Genomic DNA, 26,088 nt, shown 5'->3' with positions numbered 1-26,088 from the left:
TGCAAGCTGCAAGCTGCAAGCTGCAAGCTGCAAGCTGCAAGCGAATCAGCATGCGGGCCGACGCTGAAAACGACAACGATGCTTTTGCTTACTCGAAGCTTGTGGCTTGAGCTTGTAGCCGCTCCTATAGCGCCTGTAACAGCGCCTGATTCTGCTCCGGCGTGCCGATGGTGATCCGCAAGTACTGGTCGATTCGCGGATGCTTGAAATGCCGCACGATGACGCCCTGCTCCCGAAGCCCTGCGGCGAGCTCGGCAGCGTCGCGTTGCGGATGACGGGCAAAAATGAAGTTCGCCGCCGACGGCAACACCTCGAAGCCCAGCGCCTGCATCGAGGTCACCACCGCTTCGCGACTGGCGATCACCTGCTGACAGGTCTGCTCGAAATAATCGCGATCTTCGAACGCGGCCGCCGCCCCGGCGATGGCGATTCGGTCCAGCGGATAGGAATTGAAGCTGTTCTTGATGCGCTCCAGTGCCTCGATCAGATCCGGATGCCCGACAGCCAGACCAACGCGCAGTCCCGCCAGTGAACGGGACTTCGACAGGGTCTGAGTGACCAGCAGGTTCGGATAGCGATCCACCAGCGCAATGGCCGATGTGCCGCCGAAATCGATATAGGCCTCATCCACCAGGACCACCGAATCGGGGTTTGCCTGCAACAACCGCTCGATCGCTTCCAGCGCCAGCAGGCACCCGGTGGGCGCGTTGGGATTGGGGAAGATAATGCCGCCGTTCGGCCGATTGTAGTCAGCCACGTCGAGCTGGAACTGCGCGTTCAGCGCGATGGTTTCGTAGTCGATTCCATAGAGCCCGCAATAGACCGGATAGAAGCTGTAGGTCACATCGGGAAACAGCAGCGGCTTGCCGTGCTGGAACAGGCCGTGAAAGGCGTGCGCCAGCACCTCGTCCGACCCATTGCCGACGAAGACCTGGCCCGGCTGCACACCGTAATAGTCAGCCACCGCCTGCTTGAGGCGCTCGCCGTTCGGATCGGGATACAGGCGCAGGCTGTCGCCGATTTCCGCCTGCATCGCAGCAATGGCCTTGGGCGACGGGCCGTAGGGATTTTCGTTGGTATTGAGTTTGACCAGCTTGCTCAGCTTCGGCTGCTCACCCGGTACGTAGGGCACCAGGGTTTTGACGAAGGGGCTCCAGAAACGGCTCACAAACAGTTCCTCGATTGGTAGGGGGAAAGCTGGAAGCTAGAAGCCTGAAGCTGGAAGAAAGCATCAGTGCAGGGTCTAGTTTCTAGCGATCTATCTTTTAATCCGATATTCCGCGCTGCGCGCATGCGCGGTCAGCGACTCGCCGCGAGCCAGCACCGAGGCGATCTTGCCCAGTTCAGACGCACCTTCCGCCGAGCAATTGATGATCGACGAGCGTTTCTGGAAATCGTAAACACCCAGCGGCGATGAGAAGCGCGCGGTGCCGGAGGTCGGCAATACGTGGTTGGGGCCGGCACAGTAGTCGCCCAGCGCTTCGGCCGTGTATCTGCCCATGAAGATCGCGCCGGCGTGGCGGATCTGCTCCAGATACTGCTCGGGATTTTCCACCGACAGTTCCAAGTGTTCCGGCGCAATGCGGTTGGCCACCTCGATGGCCTGCTGCATGTCGGCGACCCGAATCAGCGCACCACGGCCCTGCAATGATGCATGGGCGATCTCGCTACGCTCCAGAGTCGGCAGCAGCCGGGCAATGCTCTCGGCAACCTTGTCGAGGAATGCTGCATCCGGGCTGACCAGAATCGACTGGGCATCTTCGTCGTGCTCGGCCTGGGAGAACAGGTCCATGGCGATCCAGTCGGGATCGGTCTGGCCGTCGCATACCACCAGAATTTCGGAGGGTCCGGCGATCATGTCGATTCCGACCTTGCCGAAGACGTGGCGCTTGGCCGTGGCGACGTAGATGTTGCCGGGGCCGACGATCTTGTCCACCGGCGGTACGCTCTCGGTACCGTAGGCCAGCGCGGCGACCGCCTGGGCGCCACCGATGGTGAACACGCGGTCGACACCGGCGATGCAGGCCGCAGCCAGCACAAGTTCGTTGATTTCACCGCGCGGTGTGGGCACGACCATGACGACTTCCGGCACACCGGCAACCTTCGCCGGAATGGCGTTCATCAGCACCGACGAGGGGTAAGACGCCTTGCCGCCTGGCACGTAAAGCCCAGCACGATCGAGCGGCGTGACCTTCTGACCCAGCACCGTGCCGTCGACTTCGGTGTAGGTCCAGGAGTCCTGTTTCTGCTTTTCGTGATAGCGACGAACCCGCTCGGCGGCTGATTCCAGTGCATGACGCTGCGCCGAGCTGATGCGTTCGAGCGCCAACTCGAGACGCTCACGCGGCAGGATCAGATCTGCCATCGAGGCCACTTCCAATCCATCGAAACGCTGCGTCAACTCGACCAGTGCCGCATCGCCGCGCTCGCGCACCGCCTTAATGATCTCCAGCACGCGCTGGTTAACGCCGTCATCGGACACGCTTTCCCAGCTCAGCAAATGATCCAGGTGTCGCGAAAACTCGGGATCGGCAGCGTTGAGTCGGCGGATGTCGATGGGAGCGGTCATAACGGGCCTCATAAGGAGTGCGGCGAAGCGGTTTGCAGGCGCCCGTAGATTAACAAGCCAACCGTGCGGGCACCTGAGAATTAAGGCTATGACACGAATAGGCGAGCCGGCTGTAGCAGCCCGGCGGAAGATCAGTTCTGCTGTTCGATCGCGTTCTGCAACGCATCGATCAGCGTCTGGATACGCGCATGCTGCATCTTCATCGAGGCCTTATTGACCACTAGGCGCGAGCTGATCATGGCGATCAGCTCCTGCGGCTCCAGCCCGTTGGCACGCAGCGTATTACCGGTGTCGACCACGTCGATGATCTTGTCCGCCAATCCCACCAGCGGCGCCAGCTCCATCGAGCCATAGAGCTTGATGATGTCGACCTGACGGCCTTGCTCGGCGTAGTAGCGTTTGGCGACATTGACGAACTTGGTCGCAACGCGTAGCCGCCCTTTGGGCTCCGGCGCACCGACCTTGCCGGCCGTCATCAGCTTGCAGTTGGCGATTTTCAAATCCAGCGGCTCGTACAACCCCTGGCCACCGTACTCCAACAGCACGTCCTTGCCAGCCACGCCAAGATCCGCCGCGCCATGCTCGACGTAGGTCGGCACGTCCGTGGCGCGCACGATCAGCAGACGCACGTCATCCTGCGTGGTCGGGATGATCAGCTTGCGGCTTTTATCTGGATTCTCGGTGGGCACGATACCTGCCGCCGCCAGCAGCGGCAGCGTGTCGTCGAGAATGCGGCCTTTGGAAAGGGCAATGGTGAGCATGGACGGTTATTCCTTGAAGCCTGTTAATGGCGACCTTGGCGCAGGCAGCGGCGAACGAGCGCCAGTCTCAGCCAAAGCCGCCGACTCCGAGAGTGACGGCTTCGACCCATTGCCGATAGCTAGCCCGGTACGCGGCGAATCTTGGCGCCCAGCAATTGCAGCTTCTCTTCGATGCATTCATAACCACGATCGATGTGGTAGATGCGATCGATCAGCGTGTCGCCTTCGGCCACTAGGCCGGCGATCACCAGACTCGCCGAGGCACGCAGATCGGTCGCCATGACGGGCGCGCCCTTGAGCTTCGGCACGCCGGTCACGATGGCAGTGTTGCCCTCGACGAGAATCTGCGAGCCCATGCGGTTCATTTCGTATACATGCATGAAGCGGTTCTCGAACACCGTCTCGATCACCGTACCAGTGCCTTCGGCAACGGCGTTCAGCGCAATGAACTGCGCCTGCATATCGGTGGGGAATGCAGGATACGGCGCAGTACGGATGTTCACCGCTTTCGGCCGATTGCCCTTCATGTCCAGCTCGATCCAGTTGCTACCGGTATCGATATAGGCACCGGCTTCTTCGAGCTTGTGCAATACCGCCTCGAGGAGGGTGGCGTCGGTGTCCTTGAGCTTCACGCGACCGCCGGTTGCCGCAGCGGCGACCAGATAAGTGCCCGTCTCGATGCGGTCCGGCATCACGCTGTAACGACCGCCACCCAGACGTTTGACGCCGTCGATGACGATGGTGTCGGTGCCGGCGCCGGAAATCTGCGCGCCCATGGCATTGAGGAAGTTCGCTAGATCGACCACTTCCGGCTCGCGCGCGGCGTTTTCCAGCACGCTGCGGCCGTTGGCCAGCGCCGCGGCCATCATGATGTTCTCAGTGCCGGTCACGCTGACGATATCGAAGAAGAAGTGCGCGCCGCGTAGACCGCCAGCTGGCGCCCGCGCCTTGATGTAGCCACCTTCGACGTCGATCTGCGCGCCCATCGCTTCCAGGCCGCGGATGTGCAGGTCGACCGGGCGCGAGCCAATGGCGCAACCGCCTGGCAGCGCGACTTCCGCTTCGCCGAAACGCGCAACCATGGGTCCGAGCACCAGGATCGATGCACGCATCGTCTTGACCAGCTCGTAAGGCGCGACCAGCGTCTGGATGCTGCTGGCGTCGACTTCGACGCTGAGCTTTTCGTCGATGACCGGTTGCACGCCCATGCGGCCGAACAGCTCGATCATCGTCGTGATGTCGTGTAGGTGCGGCAGGTTGCAAACGGTTACCGGAGTATCGGCAAGCAAGGTGGCCGCCAGGATTGGCAGGGCCGAGTTTTTGGCACCGGAGATGCGAATCTCGCCATCGAGGCGGGCACCGCCAGTAATGATCAATTTATCCATGATATTCCTGTAACCCGCATGCTCGAAGCGCTTGCGAAGAGGGGCCGCGCCCAGTCAGTGCAGCGCGCGGCTCGAATATGTCTGTCGTGACCGGTGATCAGCTACGCGCCAGCCAGTCGGCACGGCTGAAGAATTTCATCGTGACGGCATGAATGCTGCCGTCGGCTATCCACGGGTTCAGCTGCGCATAAATCTGCTGCTGGCGCTTGACCGGACTCAATCCGGCCAACTCGTCGCTGATCACGTTGAGCTGGAAATTGCAGCCTTCGCCTTCGACTTCCACCTGTGCGTCCGGAAGCTTCTCTTCCAGAAAATTCTTAACTTCTAAGGCCTGCATGTTCAACCTCTATCGGCGCCGGACGCGCGCGGCCGGCCATCATACAAAAAAGCCCGAAGACTGCGAACCCCGAAGCCCGTCGAGCTAACGCAGCCTCGCTAATCGAGCGCCTCTGCCTCGCTGCTGCGCGGACGCCTGTGATGCGTGCCCGCCTCTACTGCGGGAAACCTTGAAGACGCAAAGCGTACGACGAGAATCGCCACCGCAAGCAGCAGAATGGCTCCGGAAATATAGACGACCCCCATGTCCGGACGGTGATGATGCGAAACATCCGAAATCAGCAAGCGAGTCAGGGCAGTGATTGCCACGTAGATAAGGAAGCGCACCGGCATGTGATTGGTTTTGAAGTAAATACCAACCATCGCACCGAGTTCGAGGTAAATGAACAGCAACAGGATGTCATCGACACTGATGCTTCCCTTTTCGATCATGCCCAGAAAGGCCACCAACCCGGCCCAGGCGGTGACCGCACCGATGCCGAACAGGGCCAGGTAATGAAAGGTCTCGACCAGTAGATTACCCAGCGACTCGGCAACGGCATGCACCTTGCCGCGCGCCGTTTCTGCCCAGCGTAGCGTCATCAAACCGTTCCTCGCACTTCGTCCGCTAGCGAAAGGACGTCCAGCAAGCCGGACACCCTGGCGATTTCACGCATGTCGCCGGGCATGCCGGCGATGGTCACTTCGCGTCCTAACGAGATTGCGTCCCGGGTATAGGCCAGCAGCAGCGACAGCCCGACGCTGCTGGATTTTTCCACCGACGAGCAATCGATCAGCAGCGGCTGCCCTTTAACACCACGGATCAAGGCCTGACCGGCCCGGCGCAAGGCCGGCCCGGATTGGTAATCGAGCACGCCGGAAAGCCGCAACTCGCCGCTGGCGCCGCTTTCGACACGCCCCTCACTCATCGCCTGTCGCCTGCTGGCCAGCCTCGGTGTCCTTGGCGCGTGCGACAACTTCGCCCCAGCCAGCGATGGTCTTGTCCAGATCACCACCATTTTTTTGCATGGTGTCGGCGAACTGGTCACGGAACAGTTTGCCGATATTGATGCCGTTGATGATCACGTTGCGCACCCGCCATTCGCCTCCCTGATTGACCATGGTGTACGACACCGGATAGATCTCACCCTGGCGACCGGTTACTTCCATACCAACGCTGGTACGCTCGGCATCCTGCTTGCCACTGGCCGGCAGCACTCGAATCTGCTGATTGTTGTATTCCAGCAGCGCGTTGCCATAAAACTGCATGAGACTGCGCTTGAAGTTTTCCTGGAAGCGGGTCATCTGCTCCGGGCTGGCGCTGCGCGAATACTTCACGGTCATGATGCTGCGCGAAATCCCCTCGGCATCGACCACCGGACCGAGGATGTCGTTGAGCGACTCGTAGAAGGCGTTCGGGTCCTGCCGGTACTGATCCTTATTGGCCTTGAGGTCGGCGAGCAGCTCGTCGGTGGTCTTCTGAATCACTTCGTGAGCGCTCGGGGCCGCCAGAGCCAGCATGGGCAGGGCGGTCAGCAATACCAGCAAACTGCGACGCAGGGCATTCATCATGGGGATGTTCCTCACTCTTTATTGACCGAATTGAGCAAAAATTTGCCGATCAAATCTTCCAGTACCAAGGACGACTGGGTGTCGCGAATCGTATCGCCGTCACCCAGTGTTTCCTCTTCGCCGCCGACGCTGATGCCAATGTATTTTTCGCCCAGCAGGCCGGCGGTCAGAATCGACGCGGTGGAATCGATCGGCAGGATATCGACGTCCTGCTGAACCTCCAGCGTGACACGCCCGGTATAGCTCTCGCGATCCAGGTCGATCGCCGTCACCTTGCCAATCGTCACGCCGGCCATGGTTACCTTGGATCTGACACTCAGACCGGCAATATTGTCGAAATAGGCGTACAGCCGATACGTGTCAGCGCTATCGACGCTCAGCCCGCTGACCCGTAGCGACAGCAGCATCAGGGCCAGGACGCCCGCCAAGAGGAACAGGCCAACACCAATTTCCAGGGTGCGGATACGCATCAAAAATCTCCAAACATCAACGCGGTCAGAATAAAGTCGAGGCCGAGCACGGCCAGCGAGGCGTAAACCACCGTTCGGGTGGTGGCACGACTGATACCTTCGGAGGTGGGCTCGCAGTCATAGCCCTGGAACACCGCAATCCAGGTCACCACGACAGCGAACACCATGCTCTTGATAACGCCGTTGAGCACATCCGAAGTGAAGACAACACTGTTCTGCATATTGGCCCAGAACGAGCCTTCGTAGACGCCGAGCCAGTCCACGGCAACCATCGCACCACCCCAGATACCGACCACGTTGAAAATGACGGTCAGCAACGGCAGGGAAATGAAGCCGGCCCACAACCGTGGCGCGACGATGTATTTCAGCGGATCGACACCGATCATTTCCAGGCTGGACAGCTGCTCGGTGGATTTCATGTTGCCGATCTCGGCAGCCAACGCAGACCCGGCACGGCCAGCGAACAGCAGCGCGGTGACCACCGGCCCCAGCTCACGCAGCAGTGTCAGGGCGACCATCTGCCCCACCGCCTGCTCGGAACCGTAATTGCTAAGAATGCTGTAGCCCTGCAGCGCCAGCACCATGCCGATGAAGATGCCGGAAACCACCACGATCGCCAGTGACAATACGCCAACCGAATAGAGCTGCCGGACCAGCAAAGAGAAACGGTTGTCCAGCCCGCTGGGACCGAACAATGCGTGGAACAGGAACAGCGTGGCGCGCCCCTGCGCGGCAACCACATTCAATCCGGCCTCACCGAAAAGCCGGATTCGCTCGATCAGGGAACGCTTACGCATCGGAGCCTCGCAACAAGTCCTCGGCATAGGCCGGCGCCGGAAAATGGAAAGGCACTGGACCATCCGCCGCGCCTCGCATGAATTGCTGGATACGCGGGTTCGTGGATTCGCGCAGCTCGGCCGGCGTGCCCTGCCCCAGCACCTGCCCATCGCCGACCACATAAATGTAATCGGCAATACTGGAGGTTTCGGCCAGGTCATGGGAAACCACGATACTGGTAATGCCCAGTGCATCGTTGAGCAGACGAATCAGCTGCACCAGCACGCCCATGGCAATCGGGTCCTGGCCGGCGAAAGGTTCGTCGTACATGAGGATCTGCGGATCGAGCGCGATCGCCCGCGCCAACGCCACGCGACGCTTCATACCGCCGGACAACTCATCGGGCATCAGCTCCACCGCACCACGCAAACCCACCGCCTGCAGCTTCATCAGAACGATGTCGCGAATCATCTCTTCCGGCAGTTTGGTATGCACCCGCAGCGGGAAGGCGACGTTTTCGAAGACATCGAGATCGGTGAACAGTGCACCGCTTTGGAACAGCACGCCCATCTGCTTGCGCATGTCGAACAGTTCGCGACGCGACAGCGTGGGCAGGTTGGTCCCGGCCACCCAGACTTCGCCGCTGGTCGGCTTGAGCTGGGCGGCGATCAGACGCAGCAGCGTGGTCTTACCGCAGCCGGACGGCCCCATGATGGCCGTCACCTTGCCTCGCGGTATGACGATATCGACATTATTGAAAATGCTCCGCTCGCCGCGCATGAAGGTAACCCCCTTCAGCTCGACGGCGTTAGCGTTGGCGGCGCTCATCGGATCTCCTCGGATACGGTCTGCGAATCTGACGCCCTCCGATGTTTCGGAGATACTTCGCAGAGCCGTTTTGGCGGCGCGAACTATAGCACCGCGCCGGGAGCCTCCCAAGCCAGCGTCTGTATCGCCGCATGAGCGAGCGCACATTCGTTCAGCTTGAGTTCAGCTTCAGACGCGACGATCCGCTTGAAAGCTTTTCGGTGAGCCGCGATGGGTTTGCCGCTATAATCCCGCGCTTTCATTCAGGCGATGAAACAGACATGAGTCAGAGCAGCCAGCTGATCGAGACTGCCCAGCGGACCATTCGCATGGAAATTGAAGCGGTCGAGCAACTCAAGGCCCGCATCGATGAACAGTTCGTCAAGGCATGCGAGCTCATCCTGCAATGCAAAGGCCGCGTCGTCGTGGTCGGTATGGGCAAGTCCGGACATATCGGCAACAAAATCGCTGCCACGCTCGCCAGCACCGGAACCACTGCGTTCTTCGTTCACCCAGCCGAAGCCAGCCATGGCGACATGGGCATGATTACCCGCGACGACGTCGTTCTGGCCCTGTCCAACTCCGGCAGCACTAACGAGATCGTGACATTGCTGCCACTGATCAAACGTCTCGGCATCATCTTAATCAGCATGACTGGCAATCCCGAGTCGGTGCTCGCCAAGGCGGCGGCGGTCAACCTCGACGCGAGCGTAGCCATCGAAGCTTGCCCGCTAAATCTCGCGCCGACCTCCTCGACCACCGTCAGCCTGGTACTCGGTGACGCCCTGGCGATCGCCCTGCTCGAAGCGCGCGGATTCACCGCCGAGGATTTCGCCTTCTCGCACCCGGGCGGTGCACTCGGCAGACGCCTGCTGCTCAAGGTCGAACATGTCATGCACGCAGGCGATCGTCTGCCCCAGGTCAAGCGCGGCACACCATTACGCGAAGCATTGCTGGAAATGACTCAGAAAGGGCTCGGCATGACGGCGGTGGTGGAGGCCGATGGCGGTCTGGCCGGCATATTCACTGACGGCGACCTGCGCCGTACGCTGGACAAAGGCGTCGACGTGCGTCAGGCCAGCATCGATCAGGTCATGACCATCCACGGCAAGACCGCCAGCGCCGACATGCTCGCCGCTGAAGCTCTGAGAATCATGGAAGACAACAAGATCAACGCGCTGGTGGTGGTCGATGACAATGACCGACCGGTCGGCGCGCTGAACATGCATGATCTGTTGCGTGCGGGAGTGATGTAAGTGAACGACCTACTGCGGCGCGCCCGCGACATTCGCCTGGCCATTTTCGACGTCGACGGTGTACTCACGGACGGCAAGCTGTACTTTCTCGTCGACGGCAGCGAATTCAAGACATTCAACACACTCGACGGCCATGGCATCAAGATGCTGATCAATTCAGGGGTGCGAACCGCGATCATCAGCGGTCGCAAGACGCCAGTGGTCGAGCGTCGCGCACAGAACCTCGGCATCCAGCATCTCTACCAAGGACGCGAGGACAAACTGGTGGTCCTCGATGAACTGCTCGCCGAACTCGGACTCGACTACGCTGAAGTGGCCTATCTAGGCGATGACTTGCCGGACCTGCCGGTGATCCGCAGGGTCGGTCTGGGAATGGCCGTCGCCAGCGCCGACGCCTTCGTCCGCGATCATGCCCATGGTGTGACCAGCGCCCGCGGCGGCGAAGGCGCAGCGCGCGAGTTCTGCGAACTGATCATGCGCGCGCAGGGCAGCCTCGAAGCCGCCCAGGCCGCTTATCTCTAGAGGTTCCAATGCTGAGCAGAATCCGCTTCCCTGCCGTCCTGCTGCTGATCGCACTGTTACTGATCGCTGTCGGCTACTGGAACATTCGCCCCGAAAGCTTCATGCAGGAAGCTCCGGTGACACAGGGCGAGACATCGCCGATCGACTTTTACGTCATCAACTCACGAACCGTGCAGTATCAACCGGATGGCAAGCGCAACTACGTGCTGTTCTCCGAGAAGGTCGAGCACGTCAAGGCCAGCGATGTCAGCCTGCTGACCCGCCCCGATCTGCGTTCCTATCGGGGCGCTGAGTTGCCGTGGCATATCACCAGCGAGCGTGGAGAAGTCGGCCCGAAGGGCGAGGAAGTCGAGCTGATCGATAACGTCAGGATCGAACGCAACGACGCCGAGGGACGTCCGACGATAGTCACCACCAGCCGGATGACGGTGCTTCCCGAGAAGGATTATGCCGAGACCCGCCAACCCGTTAGAATCGTCGCCGCGAACGGCGTGACTACCGCCACGGGCATGAAAGCGTATCTGAATGAAGGCAGGATGCTCCTGCTATCCAATGTAAGAGGCCAGCATGAGCTGCGTTAAGACCCTCCCCCTCCTGATCGGCTTGAGCATCTTTCTGCTTGGCACGACTGCACATGCGCTTCCAGAAGACCGCAACCAGCCGATCCGCGTCCAGGCGGATACCGCGGAACTTGATGATCGACAGGGCGTAGCCGTATATCGCGGCGATGTGGTGATCACCCAGGGCACCATGAAGATCACTGGCGATACGGTGACGATCACCCAGGACGAAAATGGCGATGTGGAGGTATTCACATCCATCGGCAAGCCCGCCTACTATGAGCAGAAGCCTGCGGTCGACAAGGAGATCGTCAAGGCTTACGGCCTGACCATCCAGTATTTCGCAGCCAACGAGCGCATCGTCCTGATCGATCAGGCGAAAGTCGTTCAGGAAGGCAATACCTTCGAAGGCGAAAAAATCGTCTATGACACCCAGCGGCAGATCGTCAATGCCGGCCGTGCGACCGATACCGATGTCACCACGCCGCGCCCGCGCGTGGACATGGTGATTCAGCCGCGCAGTAAAGATCAGCCGGCAGCGGAGCAGACCGAGTAATGGCGACCCTCAAGGCCCAGCATCTGGCGAAGAGTTACAAAAGCCGCCAAGTCGTGCGTGATGTAAGTCTGTCCATTGGAAGCGGACAGATCGTTGGTCTGCTGGGGCCGAACGGCGCCGGGAAAACCACTTGTTTCTATATGATCGTCGGGCTGGTGAAGGCCGATCAGGGCCGCGTGCTGATCGACGAACAGGACGTCACGCATCTGCCCATGCATGGTCGCGCGCGCGCAGGCATCGGCTACTTGCCGCAGGAAGCGTCTATCTTCCGCAAACTGTCGGTAACCGACAACATCATGGCGATCCTGGAAACCCGCAAGGACCTCGATCGCAGCGGGCGTCAGCAAGCGCTTGAAGGGCTCTTGCAGGAATTTCATATCCACCACATTCGCGACAGCCTCGGCATGAGCCTCTCGGGTGGCGAGCGGCGGCGCGTCGAAATTGCCCGCGCCCTGGCCACCGCGCCCAAGTTCATTCTTCTAGACGAGCCCTTTGCGGGCGTCGACCCTATTTCGGTCGGCGACATCAAACAGATCATTCACCATCTCAAGGCCAAAGGCATCGGCGTACTCATCACCGACCACAACGTACGCGAAACACTGGACATCTGCGAAACCGCCTACATCGTCAACGATGGCCAACTGATTGCCGAAGGTGGCGCCGAGACGATCTTGGCCAATCAGCTGGTCAAGGAAGTTTACCTCGGGCACGAATTCCGCCTCTGATGTCATTTTTTTCCGCCGAGACGGCCACCCAGGACTAGGCAAAAGCTTCGATGGCAGGCATATAATTTGCTTACATTGGCGCCTGCCAGCGCCAGCGAAATCGGAACAGGCGCGGTTGCGCCGGCAAACAAGGTTCGAAGTCCTCTGCCATGAAACCATCGCTAGTCCTGAAGATGGGCCAGCAGCTGACGATGACACCGCAGCTGCAACAACCCATACGACTGCTCCAGTTATCCACGCTCGATCTCCAGCAGGAGATTCAGGAAGCGTTGGATTCCAATCCCATGCTCGAGCGTGAAGAGGACGGAGAGGATTTCGATCACTCCGATCCGATGGCCGAGTCGATCGAGAAAAAGCCGGAAAGCACGCCGACCGAACAGAGCGAGCCTGACAATCACTACGAGGAACCCATCAACACGGTGGAGAACCTCGAGGAAGGCGATTGGGGTGACCGCATTCCCGATGAGCTTCCGGTGGACACCGCCTGGGAAGACATCTACCAGACGAGCGCCAGCAGCCTGCCCAGCAGCGATGATGACGAATGGGATTTCACCACTCGAACCTCAGCCGGTGAAAGCCTGCAGAGCCACTTGCTCTGGCAGCTCAATCTCGCACCGATGAGCGATACAGACCGCCTTATCGCAGCCACATTGATCGACTGCATCAACCCACAGGGTTACCTCGACGAGACCCTTGAGGAAGTACTCGAGTCGTTCGATCCAGAGCTGGAAATCGAACTCGACGAGATCGAGGTGGTGCTGCGCCGCATTCAGCAATTCGAACCGGCTGGCATCGGGGCACGTGACTTGCGCGAGTGCCTGCTGTTGCAACTGCGTCAACTGCCGGAGCGAACCCTGTGGTTAAGCGAGGCGGTGCGGCTGGTCAGCGACCATCTGGATATCCTCGGCAGCCGTGACTACAGCCTGCTGATGCGCCGCATGAAGCTCAAGGAAGACGAGCTGCGCCAAGTCATCGATCTGATCCAGACGCTCAATCCACGGCCCGGCTCGCAGATCGAAGCGAGCGAGCCGGAGTATGTCGTGCCCGACGTGATCGTGCGCAAGCACAATGGCCGCTGGCTGGTCGAACTGAACCAGGAGGCAATGCCCCGCCTGCGCGTGAACGCTCAGTACGCAGGCTTCGTCAAACGCGCCGATGCCAGTGCCGACAACACCTTCATGCGCAACCAGCTTCAGGAGGCGCGCTGGTTCATCAAGAGCCTGCTCAGCCGCAACGAGACGCTGATGAAGGTCGCCACGCAGATCGTCGAACATCAACGCGGCTTCTTCGAGCACGGCGATGAAGCGATGAAGCCGCTGGTGCTGCACGACATCGCCGAGGCGGTAGGCATGCATGAGTCGACGATCTCACGAGTCACCACGCAGAAGTACATGCACACGCCACGCGGCATCTATGAGCTGAAGTACTTCTTCTCCAGCCATGTCAGCACGGCGGAGGGCGGCGAATGCTCTTCCACCGCCATACGGGCGATACTCAAAAAACTGGTGGCTGCGGAAAACCCGAAAAAGCCATTGAGCGACAGCAAGATCGCTGGTTTACTGGAGGCACAGGGGATTCAAGTTGCACGCCGTACCGTCGCTAAGTACCGCGAATCACTCGGTATCGCACCATCCAGCGAACGTAAGCGGTTGATGTAAATGTCAGGTCGATTTCTTCCGGTGGCGGGTCATCCCGTCAATCGCACGTGGCAAAAAGGAGATGCAGTATGCAAACCAACATCACTGGACTTCATCTGGAAATCACAGAAGCCCTGCGTAACTACGTCGAAGAGAAATTCAGCCGACTGGAACGGCATTTCGATCGCATCATTGCCGTTCAGGTGATCCTCCAAGTCGAAAAGCTCAAGCAAAAAGCCGAAGCCACACTGCACGTCGCCGGACGCGAGGTCGTCGCCAATGCCGAGCATGAAGACATGTACGCGGCAATCGATCTCCTTGCCGACAAGCTCGATCGGCAGCTCATCAAGCACAAAGAAAAACAGCTCGACCATAACCAGGGTGCAATAGCTCGCTAGCCCATCATGATCCGACTAGAAAACATCCTGACCCCCGCACGTTCCCTCGTGAACGTGCCGGGCGGCAGCAAGAAGCGCGTACTGGAACAGATCGCCAAGGTGCTTGGCCGAGACCTTCCAGATCTGGATTCTCAAACCATTTTCGAAAGCTTCGTTGCCCGCGAAAAGCTAGGCTCGACCGGCTTCGGCAACGGGATCGCCATCCCGCACTGCCGCATGCCCGGCTGCACCTCGCCACTCAGCGCGGTGTTGAGGCTGGATGATCCGGTGGACTTCGATGCCATCGACGGCGCTCCGGTCGATCTGTTGTTCGTCCTGCTCGTGCCGGAAGCGGCGACTGACGAACACCTCGAACTGCTTCGCCAGATTGCTAGCATGCTCGATCGCGAGGACGTTCGTGAGCGTCTGCGCCAGGCCAGAACGGGACAGGATCTGTATCAGACCGTCGTTGATATTCAGAGCGGCCACTAGCGGAAACCATCTCGCTGGCCCTGCGACGAGTGAGGAAAGAGACGTGTCCCTAACCTTGCACCAACCACCTCGACAGTACAGCGTGCAGCCAGGCTCATGCCAGCACGCTCGTATCCTGCCGGGCGTCGCGCCGCCATGCGCCTGATCATCGTCAGCGGTCGCTCCGGGTCTGGCAAGAGCACCGCGCTCGACGTGCTCGAGGACAACGGCTTCTACTGTATCGACAACCTTCCCGCCGGACTGCTGCCGGAACTGGCGGAACGGGCGTTGCTGCATACGGAGCTGATACAGCCGCAGGTCGCCGTATCCATCGATGCGCGCAACCTGCCCAGCCAGTTGAAGCGTTTTCCCGAGTTGCTCGAAGAGGCCCGTGCCCGGCATATCCAGTGCGATGTGCTGTACCTCGATGCGGCGGACGAGACACTGCTCAAGCGCTTCTCGGAAACCCGCCGGCGCCACCCGCTGACCAATCAGAATCGTTCGTTGGCCGAAGCTATCCGTGACGAGGAGCTGCTTCTGGCTCCCATCATCGACCTCGCCGATCTCAAGGTCGACACGACGCATCTGAACCTCTATCAATTGCGTGACACGCTGAAGCTTCGCCTGCTGAACAAGCCGGAACCGGGTACGGCGTTTCTCTTCGAGTCCTTTGGATTCAAGCGTGGAATGCCGGTTGATGCCGACCTCGTGTTCGATGTGCGCTGCCTGCCGAATCCGTACTGGAAGGCCGATCTGCGCGACTTTTCCGGGCTGGACCAGCCCGTCATCGACTATCTCGCCACACAAGCGGATGTCGAAGAGATGTTTCAGGACATCTTCGCCTACTTGAGCAAATGGCTTCCGCGCTTTGCCGCCAGCAATCGCGCCTATGTCACGGTCGCCATCGGCTGCACTGGCGGGCACCACCGTTCGGTCTATCTGGCCGAGCGACTCGGCCAGGCGCTGCGCGAACCTTTGAAGAATGTCCAGGTACGCCATCGCGACCTGGCTTAGGACCCCACATGCCCTCGTGCGAAATCACCATCATCAACAAGCTGGGCCTGCATGCCCGCGCAGCCGCCAAGTTCGTCGGCGTCGCCAACCGGTTTCCCTGCGACATCCGCATTGGCCGTTGTCCTGCCACCCTCGTTGATGGCAAAAGCATCATGGCGGTCATGATGCTCGCGGCCAGCAAGGGCACCAACCTGCACCTGCACACCGAGGGCGAGCAGGAGCAAGAGGCGGTCGATGCGCTGATAGCACTGATCGAAGACTATTTCGAGGAAGGGGAATAGAGCAGCTGGAAGGCTGGAAGCGAAACAGTGCCGAGCCCAGCCGCGCCTTTTCAAACTACTCGCTTCAACCTTACAGCCTCTTTTCGCCCAGCCAGCCTCCAGCTGCTATCGGCTTTCAACTTGCCGCTTTAACTCCCCGCCACCTTCATTCGCTCGATCAGCACCGATCCCGTGTGAATGCTGCTACGCGTCTCGACATCGCAGCCGACCGCGACGATCTGGCGGAACATGTCGCGCAGATTGCCGGCGATAGTAACCTCCTGTACCGGGAACTGAATCTCACCATTCTCGACCCAGAAACCGCCAGCACCGCGCGAGTAGTCGCCGGTGACCAGGTTCAAGCCCTGCCCCATCAACTCGGTGACCAGCAAACCACGTCCCATACGGCGAATCAGTGCAGCCTGATCCTCATCCCCGTGGGTGACGAAAAGGTTGTGCACGCCGCCCGCATTGGCCGTGCTGGGCATTCCCAACTTGCGTCCGGAGTAGGTGCCCATCACATAGGAAAGCAGCTTGCCATTCTCGACGAAGGGTTTGGCGTAGGTCGCCAAGCCATCGCTGTCATAGGCCGAACTGGCCAACCCGCGCAGCAGGTGCGGACGCTCGTCGAGGCTCAGCCACTCGGGAAACAGCGTCTGGCCCAGCGCATCTTCCAGATAGGAAGACTTGCGATAGATATTGCCGCCGGAAATCGCCGCGAGGAAATGCCCAAACAACCCAGTCGCCAGTTCCGAGGAGAACAGCACTGGAACGTCGCACGTCGGCACGGGGCGAGCGCCGAGACGGCGAACGGCGCGCTCAGCGGCACGACGACCGATCGACTCGGCAGAGGCCAGATCGCTGGCGACGCGGCTGACGTCATAGTGATAATCGCGCTGCATCTGCCCATCGGACTCGGCGATCATCACGCTGCTCAGGCTGTGGCGGGTGCTGCAGTAGGCGCCAATGAAGCCGTTGCTGTTGCCATAGCCGCGGCACCCTTGGTGGGTGCTCAGGCTGGTGCCGTCTGCATTTCGAATGCGCGAATCAGCCGCGAAGGCCGCCGCCTCGCAGCTCAAGGCCAACTCCACCGCCTCATCCGGCGCAATGCTCCAGGGATGGTAAAGGTCCAGGTTCGGCACATCCTTAGCCATCAGAGCAGGATCGGCGAGCCCGGCGAATTCGTCTTCCGACGCATGCCTGGCGATCGCCAGTGCCGCCGCCACGGTTTCGCGAATCGCCTCGTCGCCGCTGCCGGTGGTACTCGCCGAGCCCTTGCGCTGACCGACGTACAGCGTGATACCGAAGCCCTGATCACGATTGAATTCGACCGTTTCCACTTCTCGCTGACGAACCGTCGTCGACAGCCCCTGCTCCATCGAGACGGACACCTCGCAGGCACTGGCACCCTGGCGGCTCGCCTCTTCGATGATCTGCGCAATCCTGTCGCGCAGTCCCGGCAACACGTGCGGGCCTATCCCCTCAACTTCACTCATAAACACTCCAAGCATTGATTCGATCAAATCGCAGCCGCCAGCGCTCGGCTGAGCTGCGCAGCAAAGCTGCTGTTATCATGGCGGCATTTCCTACTGGACCAGCCCCATGTCTGATATTTCCGATCTCGACGGCTTCGAGGAAAAAAGCAAAACCCAGGTCAAGCGCGAGCTTCATGCTCTGCAGGAGCTGGGTGAACGCCTCGCCACACTCAAGCCCGACGTGCTGGATCGCCTTCCTCTCACCGATGCGCTGCGCAAGGCGCTGGCCGATGCGCCCAAGCACACGGCAAACATCGCGCGTAAACGCCACCTGCAATACATCGGCAAGCTGATGCGCGACCAGGATATCGAAGGCATCCTGGCCCTCGTCGACCAGCTCGACGCCTCCACTCGCCAGTACAACGAGCGCTTCCACGCCCTGGAACGCTGGCGCGATCGCCTGATCGCCGGCAACGATGAAACCCTCGAAGCCTTCGTCACCGAATATCCCGAAACCGACCGCCAGCAACTGCGCAGCCTGATCCGCCATGCCCAGCACGAAGCGACGCGAAACAAGCCGCCAGCGGCCAGTCGCAAGATCTTTAAGTACATCCGCGACCTCGATGAAACCAAGCGCGGTTTGAAATAAGCTGCCTTGAAGCCTGAAGCTGAAGTGATCTGGACTGGCTTTCAGCTTCGGGCCTCAGCTTCAAGCTCCCGTTCCCCCAACCGTAATCCCGTCGATCTTCAGTGTCGGCTGTCCGACACCCACCGGCACCGATTGGCCGTCCTTGCCGCAGGTGCCGACACCGCTGTCCAGTTCCAGGTCGGTACCGACCATCGACACCTTGTTCATCACGTCCGGACCGTTGCCGATCAGAGTCGCCCCCTTCACCGGCGCGGTGATCTTGCCGTCCTCGATCAGATAGGCCTCGCTGGTCGAGAACACGAATTTTCCACTGGTAATATCCACCTGCCCGCCGCCGAGACTCGCACAGTAGATGCCCTTCTTCACCGAGCGGATGATCTCTTCCGGGTCGCTTTCGCCCGCCAGCATGTAGGTGTTGGTCATCCGTGGCATCGGGAGGTGCGCGTAGGACTCACGCCGTCCATTACCCGTAGGCGCAACGCCCATCAAACGCGCGTTGAGCTTGTCCTGGATGTAGCCCTTGAGAATGCCGTTTTCGATTAGCGTTGTGCACTGAGTGGGCGTGCCTTCGTCGTCGACGCTAAGCGAGCCCCGGCGGTTGGCGAGGGTGCCGTCATCGACGATGGTGCACAGTTTGGAGGCGACCTGCTGGCCGATCCGGCCGCTGTAGGCCGAGCTGCCCTTGCGATTGAAATCGCCTTCCAGGCCATGCCCCACCGCCTCGTGCAGCAACACGCCGGACCAGCCCGGCCCAAGCACGACAGGCAGGGTGCCGGCCGGCGCCGCCACGGCCTCGAGATTCACCAGCGCCTGCCGTAGTGCTTCACGCGCATAGCCCATCGCGCGGTCTTCGCTGAGAAAGTAGTCATAGCCGGTACGTCCACCGCCGCCCTGCCCGCCGCGCTCGCGACGTCCGTTCTGCTCGACGATGACGCTGACGTTGAAGCGCACCAGCGGGCGAATGTCGGCAGCCATGCCGCCGTCCAGCCCCGTCACCAGCACATGCTCCCAAACACCGGCCAGGCTCACCGTCACCTGTTTGATGCGCGGGTCCAGCGCCCGCGTGGCGACGTCGATGCGCTTGAGCAGCTCGACCTTTTCCGCCCGGCCGAGTTCATCCAACGGATTGTCCTGAACGTATAACGGTGCAAAGGCCGCCTTCGACAGCACCTCGACACGGCCCTGCTGGCCACTGCGAGAAATCGAGCGGGCAGCTTCGGCTGCCTGGCGCAGCGCATCGGCTGTGATCGCGTTGCTGTAGGCGAAGCCGGTCTTTTCTCCGGACAATGCGCGGACGCCCACGCCCTGCTCGATGTGGAAACTGCCTTCCTTGACGATGCCATCTTCTAACACCCAGGACTCGGTCACCTGGTCCTGAAAATACAGGTCCGCAGCATCGATGCCGGGGCCGGCCAGTTCGCCAAGCAAGCCCGGCAAATCATCTAGCCCCAGCCCACCCGGTGTCAGCAGTCGCTCGGTGACGGGTAACAACAGTTCACTCATATCTACTCCAAAGTGCCCGAGGCAATACGGGGCGCGCAAAATCGGCGATGGTTCAGCACCGGCATACGCTGGCGCATCGCAGCCTGTTCGTCGGCATCCCGCTTGGCGATCAATGCCGCTTCGCCAGTGGCCTGCTCGCTCAATACGCGTCCCCAGAAATCCACGATAGACGAATGCCCGTGGGTCATTCGTCCGCCAGGGTGTTCGCCACCCTGGGCTGCGGCCAGCATATAGCATTGCGTCTCGATGGCCCGCGTGCGTATCAACATCTCCCAATGAGCCTGACCGGTCACCCCGGTAAAGGCCGAAGGGGCGCTGATCAACTCGGCGCCTGCCAGACGTAACGCCGAGTACAGCTCGGCAAAACGCAGGTCATAGCAGACGGTCATTCCCAGCCGGCCCACCGGCGTATCGACTACCACCAACCGATCACCCTCTGCATAGTCGTCCGACTCACGGTAGCGGCCCCGCGCATCGCTGACATCGACATCGAACAGATGCAGCTTGTCGTATCGCGCAACGCGCTGACCCTGGTCGTCGACGAGCAGCGAACAGGCCCTGGCTTTCGCCTGCGGCTGATCATCCGGCGGCAGCGGCAACGTGCCGGCGACTATCCATAACCTGAGGTCACGTGCGGTCTGTTTCAACCACGGCAGTATCGGGCCGGCACCCTCGGCTTCGGCCCTTCCGACTGCGGGTAGATCGGTGCGCCCCATGGCGGCGAAATTTTCCGGCAGCACCGCAAGCTTTGCTCCAGCCTCGGCAACCTGTTCCAGCAACCGTCTGGCAGTGACGAGATTCGCCTGGATGTCGGCCTGACTGGTCATCTGGATCACGGCAAAGGTCATGGAGATACTCTGGCAGTTGGCCGGGTTGAGGGAGGCTCAGTTGGGCTTTTCGAAAGGCTTGTCGAAGGTAATCTTCGGCGATTGCCACGGGCCCTCGACCCTGTACTGAACGCTGGCGAAGCGGGCAACCTTGTCGCCCAACAGCTTATCGACGACGAACAGAGCACCGCCGATGGCCGGCGCGCCGACGATCAGCGCCGCCAGCGGCAGGTTGTTGCTGACCGGGAGCGTCACCAGCAGCCTGGCGTCGATCTGATCATTGACCAGATCCAGCCGGCCATTGAGTTCGAGATTGCTTGACGGCCCGGTAACCGTCAGCGGCTTTGAGGTCGTGTAGATGCCGTCGGTCGCGAGCAGTTCAGCCTCGATCCGATCGTAGCTCAGCCCCTTGCCGAACAGATCGGAGAAATCCAGCCGTAGTCGACGTCCGATCGAGTTGAAATTGAGCAGGCCAAAGACCCGCAGCGCCTGCGCCCCGCCGTCCACTTCGCGGAGCTGCCCGTTGCGCAGTCGGGCGTCGAGCCGGCCGGACAATCGATTCATACCGAAGAATGCCGGCGACCCCGGCCAATTGCCGTCCACGTTCAGACGAAAATCCTCGCTGGTAGTCGAGGGGGCGAAGCCCCAGGCCAGCAACACATCCGCGAGGTTCTCGCCTTCTAGCCGGCCCTTGTACCAGGTTCGTGAATCGTTCCAACCGCCATTGCCGCCGATCCTCAGCCCTTTGAGGTTCAGATCGATATCTGAAAAAGCCACGCCATCGGTGGTGGGTCGCATCTTCAACGACCAGGCGCCCAGCGGCTCCTCGCCGCGCAGCACTTCGGCCACGGCGATATCTATTGCCGGCAGCGCCTTGGGGTCAACGGCGGCCAGCGGATCACGTGGCTGCTCCTGTGGCTCGTTCGGGTCGGCTGCCGGAAGCCGCAAGCGTGAAAGATCCAGCACGATGGGTTCGCCGTCGGTATTCGGCAAGCGGGCAGTCCCAGCGACCGTCTCGCTATTCAGACCCAGCAACCAACCGGTAGAAGCAGGCTGCAGCTCGATACCCAGGTTATCGATTTGCGTGCCAAAGCCTTCAAAGACACCGATGTTGAGTTGAACCGAACGCAGCATCGCAACACCGGCCTCACTCTTCGACGTATCGCCATAGGATTCCAGCAACGCCTGCCATTTCCCTAGGTTCAGCCGTGGCAGGCTGCCTCGCACATGCAAGCCCTGATCAGTGCGCAGGTTTGCCGCAGCACCGCCCAGTACCAGCTCACCGCCGCCCTCAGCCCAGTTGGTGCCCGGCGCGACGAAGGTCAACGCCGCCAGCCTGTCGTGCCTGAGCGTGTACTGTTGGCGCTCACCACCGAATGTCATCCGTAGCGTGGTGTCGCGCCGCTCCACGGCAGGCTTGCCGAACGGCGCGGGAAGCGCCAGCACCGCGCCCAGCAGCGAAGAGTCCACCTGCAAATGGCTGCCTTCGCTCCCCAGGAAAAGGTTTAGCCGGAGAGGCAGCTGTCCAGATACCGGCAAGGCTTGTTCGATTTCGCCCCACGCCAGCAGCTGCTGCACCGCCACGGTGCCTGACGCCTCGATTCGCGTGGACGGTTTGCCCGGCTCACCAGTGGCGGTCGCCTTTCCCTGCACTTGACTACCCAGCGTGCGCCCTCGGAACGCTTTAGCACTAAAGCCCCGCTCGCTGTCATAGCGAAACTCGCCCGCCAACGCTTCGAGCTGGAGCTTTGCCTGCGTAATCGACAGCGAAGCATCGGTGCTGGAAAAATCAGCAATCACCTGGGGGCGCCCGCCCCCGCCCAGCGGAATACCCAATTGCAGCGAGCCACTCAGGGGACCGTCACCGCGCCAGCCGGCGAACAGCTCGGCGGTGCCGATCGGAGCCACCTGCATCACGGTCAGCGCGTCCCGCAGATGGCCGTCCACCCGACCCTGAATATTCAACCGCGGCGGAGCGGCGTGGCCCAGCGGGATGTCTGCCGTGGCGTCACGCACACGGCTGTCGAGCATGCGCGCTTCGGCAAGCCGTACCCGCACGCCACTGTTCTCGATCAGTACCTCGCCACGCCCTTCACGCAACACCGGCCAGCCAGGCTGGAAGGCAAGTTCGGCATCCTTCACGTTGAAATACAGGCTAAGGCTGCGGGCGTTATCGTCAGCGCTTTTACCCAACGCTCCCTGATACTGGAAATAACCCTGTTCCACGATACCGCCGCGTATCGCCGTGTTCAGCCATCCGCTCAGTGCAGGGCTCAACGCGGGTGAACGGGTCGGCAAGTATTTCTGCGTGTAGCGAGCATCGCCGTCGCTGATGCCGACCCGCAGATCCATATAGTCTTCGACCGCTGGATCCCGCATCAGGCGGATCAGGAAATCGCCGGCGATGCGCCCTTCATCTCCATCGATCTGCAGATAGGGCGCGGCAAGCGTGAACGCTTGCTCGTCGAGCTTCCAGCGCAGGCTGCCGCGGGCGCGAGGGTAATCCCAGCGCTCCGGGAACAACTCAGCTAAATGCAGGCTGAAGTCGTGGTTATCGAAACGCAGCTCACCGCCGGCAAGATCACCCTCTGCCACGCCACTGACATTGCGCGCAGCCGGTATCCACTTATGCGCAGCGATGCTGACCTCATCGAGGTTGGCGGTGAAGGCCAGCCGCTCTGCACCGGGCGCGGCCGGGCGGTAGTCGAGTTGCAGATTGCGCAGCGTTCCGCTGGGAGCCAGGCCGAGCAGGTACTCGGCGGCTACTTCGGGCAGTTCGACTCCGGCATGCACCAGCGCCGCTACCGGCGCGATGGCGATGTGATCGGTCTGCAAGCGCCAGCGATTCTCGGCAATGTTCTGCTGGAGCACCACGGCGGTCTCCCGCCAGCGAGTTTCTTCGAAGGTGAACGCCAGACCATCGAGGTGCAAGCGATAGCCTTCGCTCGCGCGGTCGAGATAAGCATTTATCGCCAGATCTTGAATCTGCACCGGCTCGCGTTGCGATTGGCCGACCTGTAATGCCGGCGCGTTCATTCGGGCCACCGCGCGGGACACGCTCTGGTCACGCCAGTCCAGCCAAATCTCTCCGCCGGCCTGTAGCTGTGCGAGGTTCCAGTTGCCGGTCAGACTCGCCGGTATCCAGGCGGCCCAATCACTCTGCGGCAGGCTGACGTAGAGCTCGGCCTCACTGGCGCGCCAGTCATTCGCTGCGACGCGCGCTTGGGCACGCAGGCTCAAGGGTTGACCATCCGGTAACAGCAAGCGGCCGTCCAGGCGCAGCTTTCCGTCCTCGGTGCGCAATTCGAGATTGGCATAGGTCAGGGTCAGTGGCGCTTCGGCATGGGCCTCAAGGGTTATCTGGCTGTCCAGAAGCCGTAAACACCGAATCTTCTGCAGCTCGGCAAGCAGCTTTTGAGGGTCCATAGCGGTGTTGTCGGTGCGCTCGGGCAGACCATCGACACGCCATTTGCCTTCGGCGCTCTGCACCAGGCTCAGGTGCACGCCGGTGAACTCCACTGCGTTGAAGTGCAACTGACGAGACAGGAGGCTCGCGACCACGTCCGGCACCAGCGTCAGTCGATCCAGCCGCACCGCCGCATCGCCCGCGCCCAGAATCACATCCTGCGCCAGCAACTGCGGTGCAAAACCATCCCAGCGGCCTTCCAGCTTTCCGAGCGCCACCGGCATGTCCAGCAACTCACGCGCCTTGTCCTGAACCTCCAAACGGTACTCCGCGACCAGCGGAACCAGCTGACGACCGAGACTCACGTAGAGCGCCAGCAGCATCAGGCCGATCGCGCCCAACCAAAGGCAACGACGCAGGAAGACGAGAACCACCGCCAGCAGCCGACTCATACGGATACGCTCCGCTCATCCGAGCCCGGATGGCCAGGCTTGCGTCTAGGGTCTGTTCCCGTTTCGTCGCGGCCGCGACGGAGCCGGTTTTTGCGCGAGACAAGGCCGCGCCCGCTCCCGGCGGGCTTGCGGCATTCACTCCATCCATGGAGATCGCACGAGTCGCGCAGTTTGGTCGTTCCAAATAAGCGACGAGAAACGCCGTATCGCACAAAAACCGGCCCGTCCCTACGGGTTGCGCGGCTCGCAGCGAAACGGCAACAGACCTTATTCAGAGCAACACCACGTCGTACTGTTCCTGGGAATACATGGTCTCGACCTGGAACTTGATCGAGCGTCCGATGAAGCTCTCGAGATCGGCAACGTTTCCCGACTCCTCGTCGAGCAACCGGTCAATGACCTTCTGGTTCGCCAGCACCCGATAGCCTTCGGGCTGATAGGCGCGGGCCTCGCGAAGAATCTCGCGGAAAATCTCGTAGCAGACGGTCTCGGGGGTTTTCAACTTGCCGCGCCCCTGGCAGCACATGCACGGCTCGCACAGCACCTGTTCAAGGCTTTCGCGCGTACGCTTGCGCGTCATCTGCACCAGCCCCAGTTCGGTGATGCCGATAATGTTGGTCTTGGCGTGATCGCGTTCGAGCTGCTTTTCCAGGGTGCGCAGGACCTGGCGCCGATGTTCCTCATCTTCCATGTCGATGAAGTCGATGATGATGATCCCGCCGAGATTGCGCAGCCGCAGTTGACGGGCGATGGCGGTGGCGGACTCAAGGTTGGTCTTGAAGATGGTTTCCTCGAGGGTGCGATGGCCGACGAAGGCACCGGTATTCACATCGATGGTGGTCATCGCCTCGGCCGGATCGATGATCAGATAACCACCGGACTTGAGCATGACCTTGCGCTCAAGCGCCTTCTGGATTTCGTCCTCGACGCTGTACAAATCGAATATCGGCCGCTCGCCGGGGTAATGCTCCAGGTGCTCGCTCAGCTCGGGCATCAGCTCATCGACGAACTGGCTGACCTTCTGAAAATTCTCGCGCGAGTCGATACGGATCTTTTCGATGCGCGGATTGACCAGATCACGCAGGGTGCGCATGGCCAGCGACAGATCCTCATAAATGACCGATGGCGCGCCGGCGGTTTTCATCTGCCCGTCTATCTGCTGCCACAAGCGGCGCAGGTAGCGAATGTCCATCAAAATTTCATCGCTGCCGGCACCTTCAGCGGCGGTGCGCAGGATGAAACCTCCAGTCTCCTTGATGCCTTCAGCCGCGACGCATTCGGCCACCACCTGTTTGAGACGATCCCGCTCGGCTTCATCTTCGATGCGCAGGGAAATGCCGACATGGCTGGTTCTGGGCATATAGACCAGATAGCGCGAAGGTATCGACAGCTGCGTGGTCAAGCGCGCACCCTTGGTGCCGATCGGGTCCTTGGTGACCTGCACGACGAGCGCCTGCCCCTCATGAACCAGCGCGCTGATGGGCTCGACCGCATTGCCTTCCCGGCTGGAAATTTCCGATGCATGGATGAATGCCGCACGCTCCAGACCGATGTCGACGAAGGCCGCCTGCATGCCGGGAAGCACGCGGACCACCTTGCCTTTGTAGATATTGCCGACGATGCCGCGGCGCTGGGTGCGCTCGACATGCACCTCCTGCAGGACACCGTTCTCCACCACCGCCACCCGCGACTCCATGGGGGTGATGTTCATCAGAATTTCTTCGCTCATTGTTGTTCTCGGC

Annotated in this window: 27 protein-coding genes; 11 read left to right on the top strand and 16 right to left on the bottom strand. The window is 60.9% G+C overall.

What is annotated here, in order from left to right; translation table 11 throughout:
• Positions 1-124: 124 nt before the first annotated feature.
• The 11 genes from hisC to GYM54_RS18000 form a co-directional block, all read right to left on the bottom strand.
• Entirely contained in the window at positions 125-1,168 is a 1,044-nt protein-coding gene (gene hisC, locus GYM54_RS18050) for a histidinol-phosphate transaminase (protein ID WP_181100096.1), read from the bottom strand.
• Between the two features lie 90 nt (positions 1,169-1,258).
• Positions 1,259-2,569, bottom strand: coding sequence for a histidinol dehydrogenase (hisD, locus tag GYM54_RS18045; RefSeq protein WP_131649919.1), 1,311 nt, complete (start codon positions 2,567-2,569; stop codon positions 1,259-1,261).
• A 131-nt stretch (positions 2,570-2,700) separates the two neighbouring features.
• On the bottom strand, positions 2,701-3,330 hold the full coding sequence (hisG, locus tag GYM54_RS18040) for an ATP phosphoribosyltransferase (RefSeq protein WP_131649918.1): 630 nt from the start codon (positions 3,328-3,330) through the stop codon (positions 2,701-2,703).
• Positions 3,331-3,449: 119 nt separating this feature from the next.
• Complete coding sequence (gene murA, locus GYM54_RS18035) at positions 3,450-4,715, bottom strand: UDP-N-acetylglucosamine 1-carboxyvinyltransferase (protein ID WP_131649917.1); 1,266 nt, start codon at positions 4,713-4,715, stop codon at positions 3,450-3,452.
• Between the two features lie 97 nt (positions 4,716-4,812).
• On the bottom strand, positions 4,813-5,052 hold the full coding sequence (locus GYM54_RS18030; protein WP_131649916.1) for a BolA family protein: 240 nt from the start codon (positions 5,050-5,052) through the stop codon (positions 4,813-4,815).
• Positions 5,053-5,150: 98 nt separating this feature from the next.
• Positions 5,151-5,633, bottom strand: coding sequence for a phosphate-starvation-inducible protein PsiE (locus tag GYM54_RS18025; protein WP_131649915.1), 483 nt, complete (start codon positions 5,631-5,633; stop codon positions 5,151-5,153).
• Positions 5,633-5,959 (bottom strand): lipid asymmetry maintenance protein MlaB, encoded by a 327-nt coding sequence (locus GYM54_RS18020; protein WP_181100094.1) that lies wholly within the window; start codon positions 5,957-5,959, stop codon positions 5,633-5,635. Before GYM54_RS18020 ends, GYM54_RS18025 begins: the two co-directional genes overlap by 1 nt.
• Positions 5,952-6,602, bottom strand: coding sequence for a phospholipid-binding protein MlaC (locus GYM54_RS18015; protein ID WP_131649913.1), 651 nt, complete (start codon positions 6,600-6,602; stop codon positions 5,952-5,954). The genes GYM54_RS18020 and GYM54_RS18015 overlap by 8 nt, the downstream gene beginning before the upstream one ends.
• A gap of 11 nt (positions 6,603-6,613) precedes the next feature.
• Positions 6,614-7,072, bottom strand: coding sequence for an outer membrane lipid asymmetry maintenance protein MlaD (mlaD, locus tag GYM54_RS18010; protein WP_131649912.1), 459 nt, complete (start codon positions 7,070-7,072; stop codon positions 6,614-6,616).
• The gene (mlaE, locus tag GYM54_RS18005; RefSeq protein ID WP_131649911.1) at positions 7,072-7,869 is read right to left on the bottom strand and encodes a lipid asymmetry maintenance ABC transporter permease subunit MlaE; all 798 of its coding nucleotides are present in this window, start codon (positions 7,867-7,869) and stop codon (positions 7,072-7,074) included. The genes mlaD and mlaE overlap by 1 nt, the downstream gene beginning before the upstream one ends.
• On the bottom strand, positions 7,862-8,677 hold the full coding sequence (locus GYM54_RS18000) for an ABC transporter ATP-binding protein (RefSeq protein WP_131649910.1): 816 nt from the start codon (positions 8,675-8,677) through the stop codon (positions 7,862-7,864). The genes mlaE and GYM54_RS18000 overlap by 8 nt, the downstream gene beginning before the upstream one ends.
• A 260-nt stretch (positions 8,678-8,937) precedes the next feature.
• Between GYM54_RS18000 and GYM54_RS17995 the strand changes: the two genes are divergently transcribed.
• The 10 genes from GYM54_RS17995 (at position 8,938) to GYM54_RS17950 (ending at position 16,055) form a co-directional block, all read left to right on the top strand.
• Positions 8,938-9,912, top strand: a complete 975-nt coding sequence (locus tag GYM54_RS17995; protein WP_181100092.1) for a KpsF/GutQ family sugar-phosphate isomerase — start codon at positions 8,938-8,940, stop codon at positions 9,910-9,912.
• Complete coding sequence (locus GYM54_RS17990; RefSeq protein WP_181100090.1) at positions 9,913-10,434, top strand: HAD family hydrolase; 522 nt, start codon at positions 9,913-9,915, stop codon at positions 10,432-10,434. It begins immediately after the preceding gene.
• Positions 10,435-10,442: 8 nt separating this feature from the next.
• A complete protein-coding gene (gene lptC, locus GYM54_RS17985; protein WP_181100088.1) occupies positions 10,443-11,015 on the top strand; it encodes an LPS export ABC transporter periplasmic protein LptC in 573 nt (190 codons plus the stop codon).
• Entirely contained in the window at positions 11,002-11,550 is a 549-nt protein-coding gene (lptA, locus tag GYM54_RS17980) for a lipopolysaccharide transport periplasmic protein LptA (RefSeq protein WP_131649906.1), read from the top strand. The genes lptC and lptA overlap by 14 nt, the downstream gene beginning before the upstream one ends.
• Positions 11,550-12,275, top strand: a complete 726-nt coding sequence (lptB, locus tag GYM54_RS17975; protein WP_181100086.1) for an LPS export ABC transporter ATP-binding protein — start codon at positions 11,550-11,552, stop codon at positions 12,273-12,275. The genes lptA and lptB overlap by 1 nt, the downstream gene beginning before the upstream one ends.
• Before the next feature lie 149 nt (positions 12,276-12,424).
• The gene (locus GYM54_RS17970; protein WP_219232595.1) at positions 12,425-13,933 is read left to right on the top strand and encodes an RNA polymerase factor sigma-54; all 1,509 of its coding nucleotides are present in this window, start codon (positions 12,425-12,427) and stop codon (positions 13,931-13,933) included.
• A gap of 68 nt (positions 13,934-14,001) precedes the next feature.
• The gene (gene hpf, locus GYM54_RS17965; protein WP_131649903.1) at positions 14,002-14,310 is read left to right on the top strand and encodes a ribosome hibernation-promoting factor, HPF/YfiA family; all 309 of its coding nucleotides are present in this window, start codon (positions 14,002-14,004) and stop codon (positions 14,308-14,310) included.
• Between the two features lie 6 nt (positions 14,311-14,316).
• Positions 14,317-14,781, top strand: coding sequence for a PTS IIA-like nitrogen regulatory protein PtsN (gene ptsN / locus GYM54_RS17960; protein ID WP_131649902.1), 465 nt, complete (start codon positions 14,317-14,319; stop codon positions 14,779-14,781).
• A 135-nt stretch (positions 14,782-14,916) separates the two neighbouring features.
• Positions 14,917-15,774 carry an RNase adapter RapZ gene (rapZ, locus tag GYM54_RS17955; protein WP_181100245.1) on the top strand — a complete coding sequence of 286 codons (858 nt, stop codon included), beginning with the start codon at positions 14,917-14,919 and terminating at the stop codon, positions 15,772-15,774.
• A gap of 8 nt (positions 15,775-15,782) precedes the next feature.
• On the top strand, positions 15,783-16,055 hold the full coding sequence (locus GYM54_RS17950; RefSeq protein WP_181100083.1) for an HPr family phosphocarrier protein: 273 nt from the start codon (positions 15,783-15,785) through the stop codon (positions 16,053-16,055).
• 128 nt (positions 16,056-16,183) lie between these two features.
• Here the strand turns inward: GYM54_RS17950 and pmbA are convergent, their stop codons facing one another.
• The gene (gene pmbA / locus GYM54_RS17945; protein WP_131649900.1) at positions 16,184-17,530 is read right to left on the bottom strand and encodes a metalloprotease PmbA; all 1,347 of its coding nucleotides are present in this window, start codon (positions 17,528-17,530) and stop codon (positions 16,184-16,186) included.
• Between the two features lie 106 nt (positions 17,531-17,636).
• On the opposite strand from pmbA, the gene yjgA reads away from it, so the two are divergent.
• Entirely contained in the window at positions 17,637-18,158 is a 522-nt protein-coding gene (gene yjgA / locus GYM54_RS17940) for a ribosome biogenesis factor YjgA (RefSeq protein ID WP_197445797.1), read from the top strand.
• 60 nt (positions 18,159-18,218) lie between these two features.
• On the opposite strand, the gene tldD is transcribed toward yjgA, so the two are convergent.
• From tldD to rng, 4 genes are all read right to left on the bottom strand, one after another.
• On the bottom strand, positions 18,219-19,661 hold the full coding sequence (gene tldD / locus GYM54_RS17935; RefSeq protein WP_197445796.1) for a metalloprotease TldD: 1,443 nt from the start codon (positions 19,659-19,661) through the stop codon (positions 18,219-18,221).
• Between the two features lie 2 nt (positions 19,662-19,663).
• Entirely contained in the window at positions 19,664-20,509 is an 846-nt protein-coding gene (locus GYM54_RS17930) for a carbon-nitrogen hydrolase family protein (protein WP_197445795.1), read from the bottom strand.
• 36 nt (positions 20,510-20,545) lie between these two features.
• The gene (locus GYM54_RS17925) at positions 20,546-24,346 is read right to left on the bottom strand and encodes a YhdP family protein (protein ID WP_197445794.1); all 3,801 of its coding nucleotides are present in this window, start codon (positions 24,344-24,346) and stop codon (positions 20,546-20,548) included.
• Positions 24,347-24,617: 271 nt separating this feature from the next.
• Complete coding sequence (gene rng / locus GYM54_RS17920; RefSeq protein WP_197445793.1) at positions 24,618-26,075, bottom strand: ribonuclease G; 1,458 nt, start codon at positions 26,073-26,075, stop codon at positions 24,618-24,620.
• Positions 26,076-26,088 lie beyond the last annotated feature (13 nt).

This window comes from Pseudomonas sp. MTM4 (assembly GCF_019355055.1).
Lineage (GTDB): Bacteria > Pseudomonadota > Gammaproteobacteria > Pseudomonadales > Pseudomonadaceae > Stutzerimonas.
This window is presented reverse-complemented; position numbering and strand designations above follow the sequence as displayed.

Bases quoted from the DNA above. Each gene is read 5' to 3' on its own strand.
- hisD (WP_131649919.1), bottom strand. From the start codon at position 2,569: ATGACCGCTCCCATCGACATCCGCCGACTCAACGCTGCCGATCCCGAG.
- hisG (WP_131649918.1), bottom strand. From the start codon at position 3,330: ATGCTCACCATTGCCCTTTCCAAAGGCCGCATTCTCGACGACACGCTG.
- murA (WP_131649917.1), bottom strand. From the start codon at position 4,715: ATGGATAAATTGATCATTACTGGCGGTGCCCGCCTCGATGGCGAGATT.
- GYM54_RS18030 (WP_131649916.1), bottom strand. From the start codon at position 5,052: ATGCAGGCCTTAGAAGTTAAGAATTTTCTGGAAGAGAAGCTTCCGGAC.
- GYM54_RS18025 (WP_131649915.1), bottom strand. From the start codon at position 5,633: ATGACGCTACGCTGGGCAGAAACGGCGCGCGGCAAGGTGCATGCCGTT.
- GYM54_RS18020 (WP_181100094.1), bottom strand. From the start codon at position 5,959: ATGAGTGAGGGGCGTGTCGAAAGCGGCGCCAGCGGCGAGTTGCGGCTT.
- GYM54_RS18015 (WP_131649913.1), bottom strand. From the start codon at position 6,602: ATGATGAATGCCCTGCGTCGCAGTTTGCTGGTATTGCTGACCGCCCTG.
- mlaD (WP_131649912.1), bottom strand. From the start codon at position 7,072: ATGCGTATCCGCACCCTGGAAATTGGTGTTGGCCTGTTCCTCTTGGCG.
- mlaE (WP_131649911.1), bottom strand. From the start codon at position 7,869: ATGCGTAAGCGTTCCCTGATCGAGCGAATCCGGCTTTTCGGTGAGGCC.
- GYM54_RS18000 (WP_131649910.1), bottom strand. From the start codon at position 8,677: ATGAGCGCCGCCAACGCTAACGCCGTCGAGCTGAAGGGGGTTACCTTC.
- GYM54_RS17995 (WP_181100092.1), top strand. From the start codon at position 8,938: ATGAGTCAGAGCAGCCAGCTGATCGAGACTGCCCAGCGGACCATTCGC.
- lptC (WP_181100088.1), top strand. From the start codon at position 10,443: ATGCTGAGCAGAATCCGCTTCCCTGCCGTCCTGCTGCTGATCGCACTG.
- lptA (WP_131649906.1), top strand. From the start codon at position 11,002: ATGAGCTGCGTTAAGACCCTCCCCCTCCTGATCGGCTTGAGCATCTTT.
- lptB (WP_181100086.1), top strand. From the start codon at position 11,550: ATGGCGACCCTCAAGGCCCAGCATCTGGCGAAGAGTTACAAAAGCCGC.
- GYM54_RS17970 (WP_219232595.1), top strand. From the start codon at position 12,425: ATGAAACCATCGCTAGTCCTGAAGATGGGCCAGCAGCTGACGATGACA.
- hpf (WP_131649903.1), top strand. From the start codon at position 14,002: ATGCAAACCAACATCACTGGACTTCATCTGGAAATCACAGAAGCCCTG.
- ptsN (WP_131649902.1), top strand. From the start codon at position 14,317: ATGATCCGACTAGAAAACATCCTGACCCCCGCACGTTCCCTCGTGAAC.
- rapZ (WP_181100245.1), top strand. From the start codon at position 14,917: ATGCGCCTGATCATCGTCAGCGGTCGCTCCGGGTCTGGCAAGAGCACC.
- GYM54_RS17950 (WP_181100083.1), top strand. From the start codon at position 15,783: ATGCCCTCGTGCGAAATCACCATCATCAACAAGCTGGGCCTGCATGCC.
- pmbA (WP_131649900.1), bottom strand. From the start codon at position 17,530: ATGAGTGAAGTTGAGGGGATAGGCCCGCACGTGTTGCCGGGACTGCGC.
- yjgA (WP_197445797.1), top strand. From the start codon at position 17,637: ATGTCTGATATTTCCGATCTCGACGGCTTCGAGGAAAAAAGCAAAACC.
- tldD (WP_197445796.1), bottom strand. From the start codon at position 19,661: ATGAGTGAACTGTTGTTACCCGTCACCGAGCGACTGCTGACACCGGGT.
- GYM54_RS17930 (WP_197445795.1), bottom strand. From the start codon at position 20,509: ATGACCTTTGCCGTGATCCAGATGACCAGTCAGGCCGACATCCAGGCG.
- GYM54_RS17925 (WP_197445794.1), bottom strand. From the start codon at position 24,346: ATGAGTCGGCTGCTGGCGGTGGTTCTCGTCTTCCTGCGTCGTTGCCTT.
- rng (WP_197445793.1), bottom strand. From the start codon at position 26,075: ATGAGCGAAGAAATTCTGATGAACATCACCCCCATGGAGTCGCGGGTG.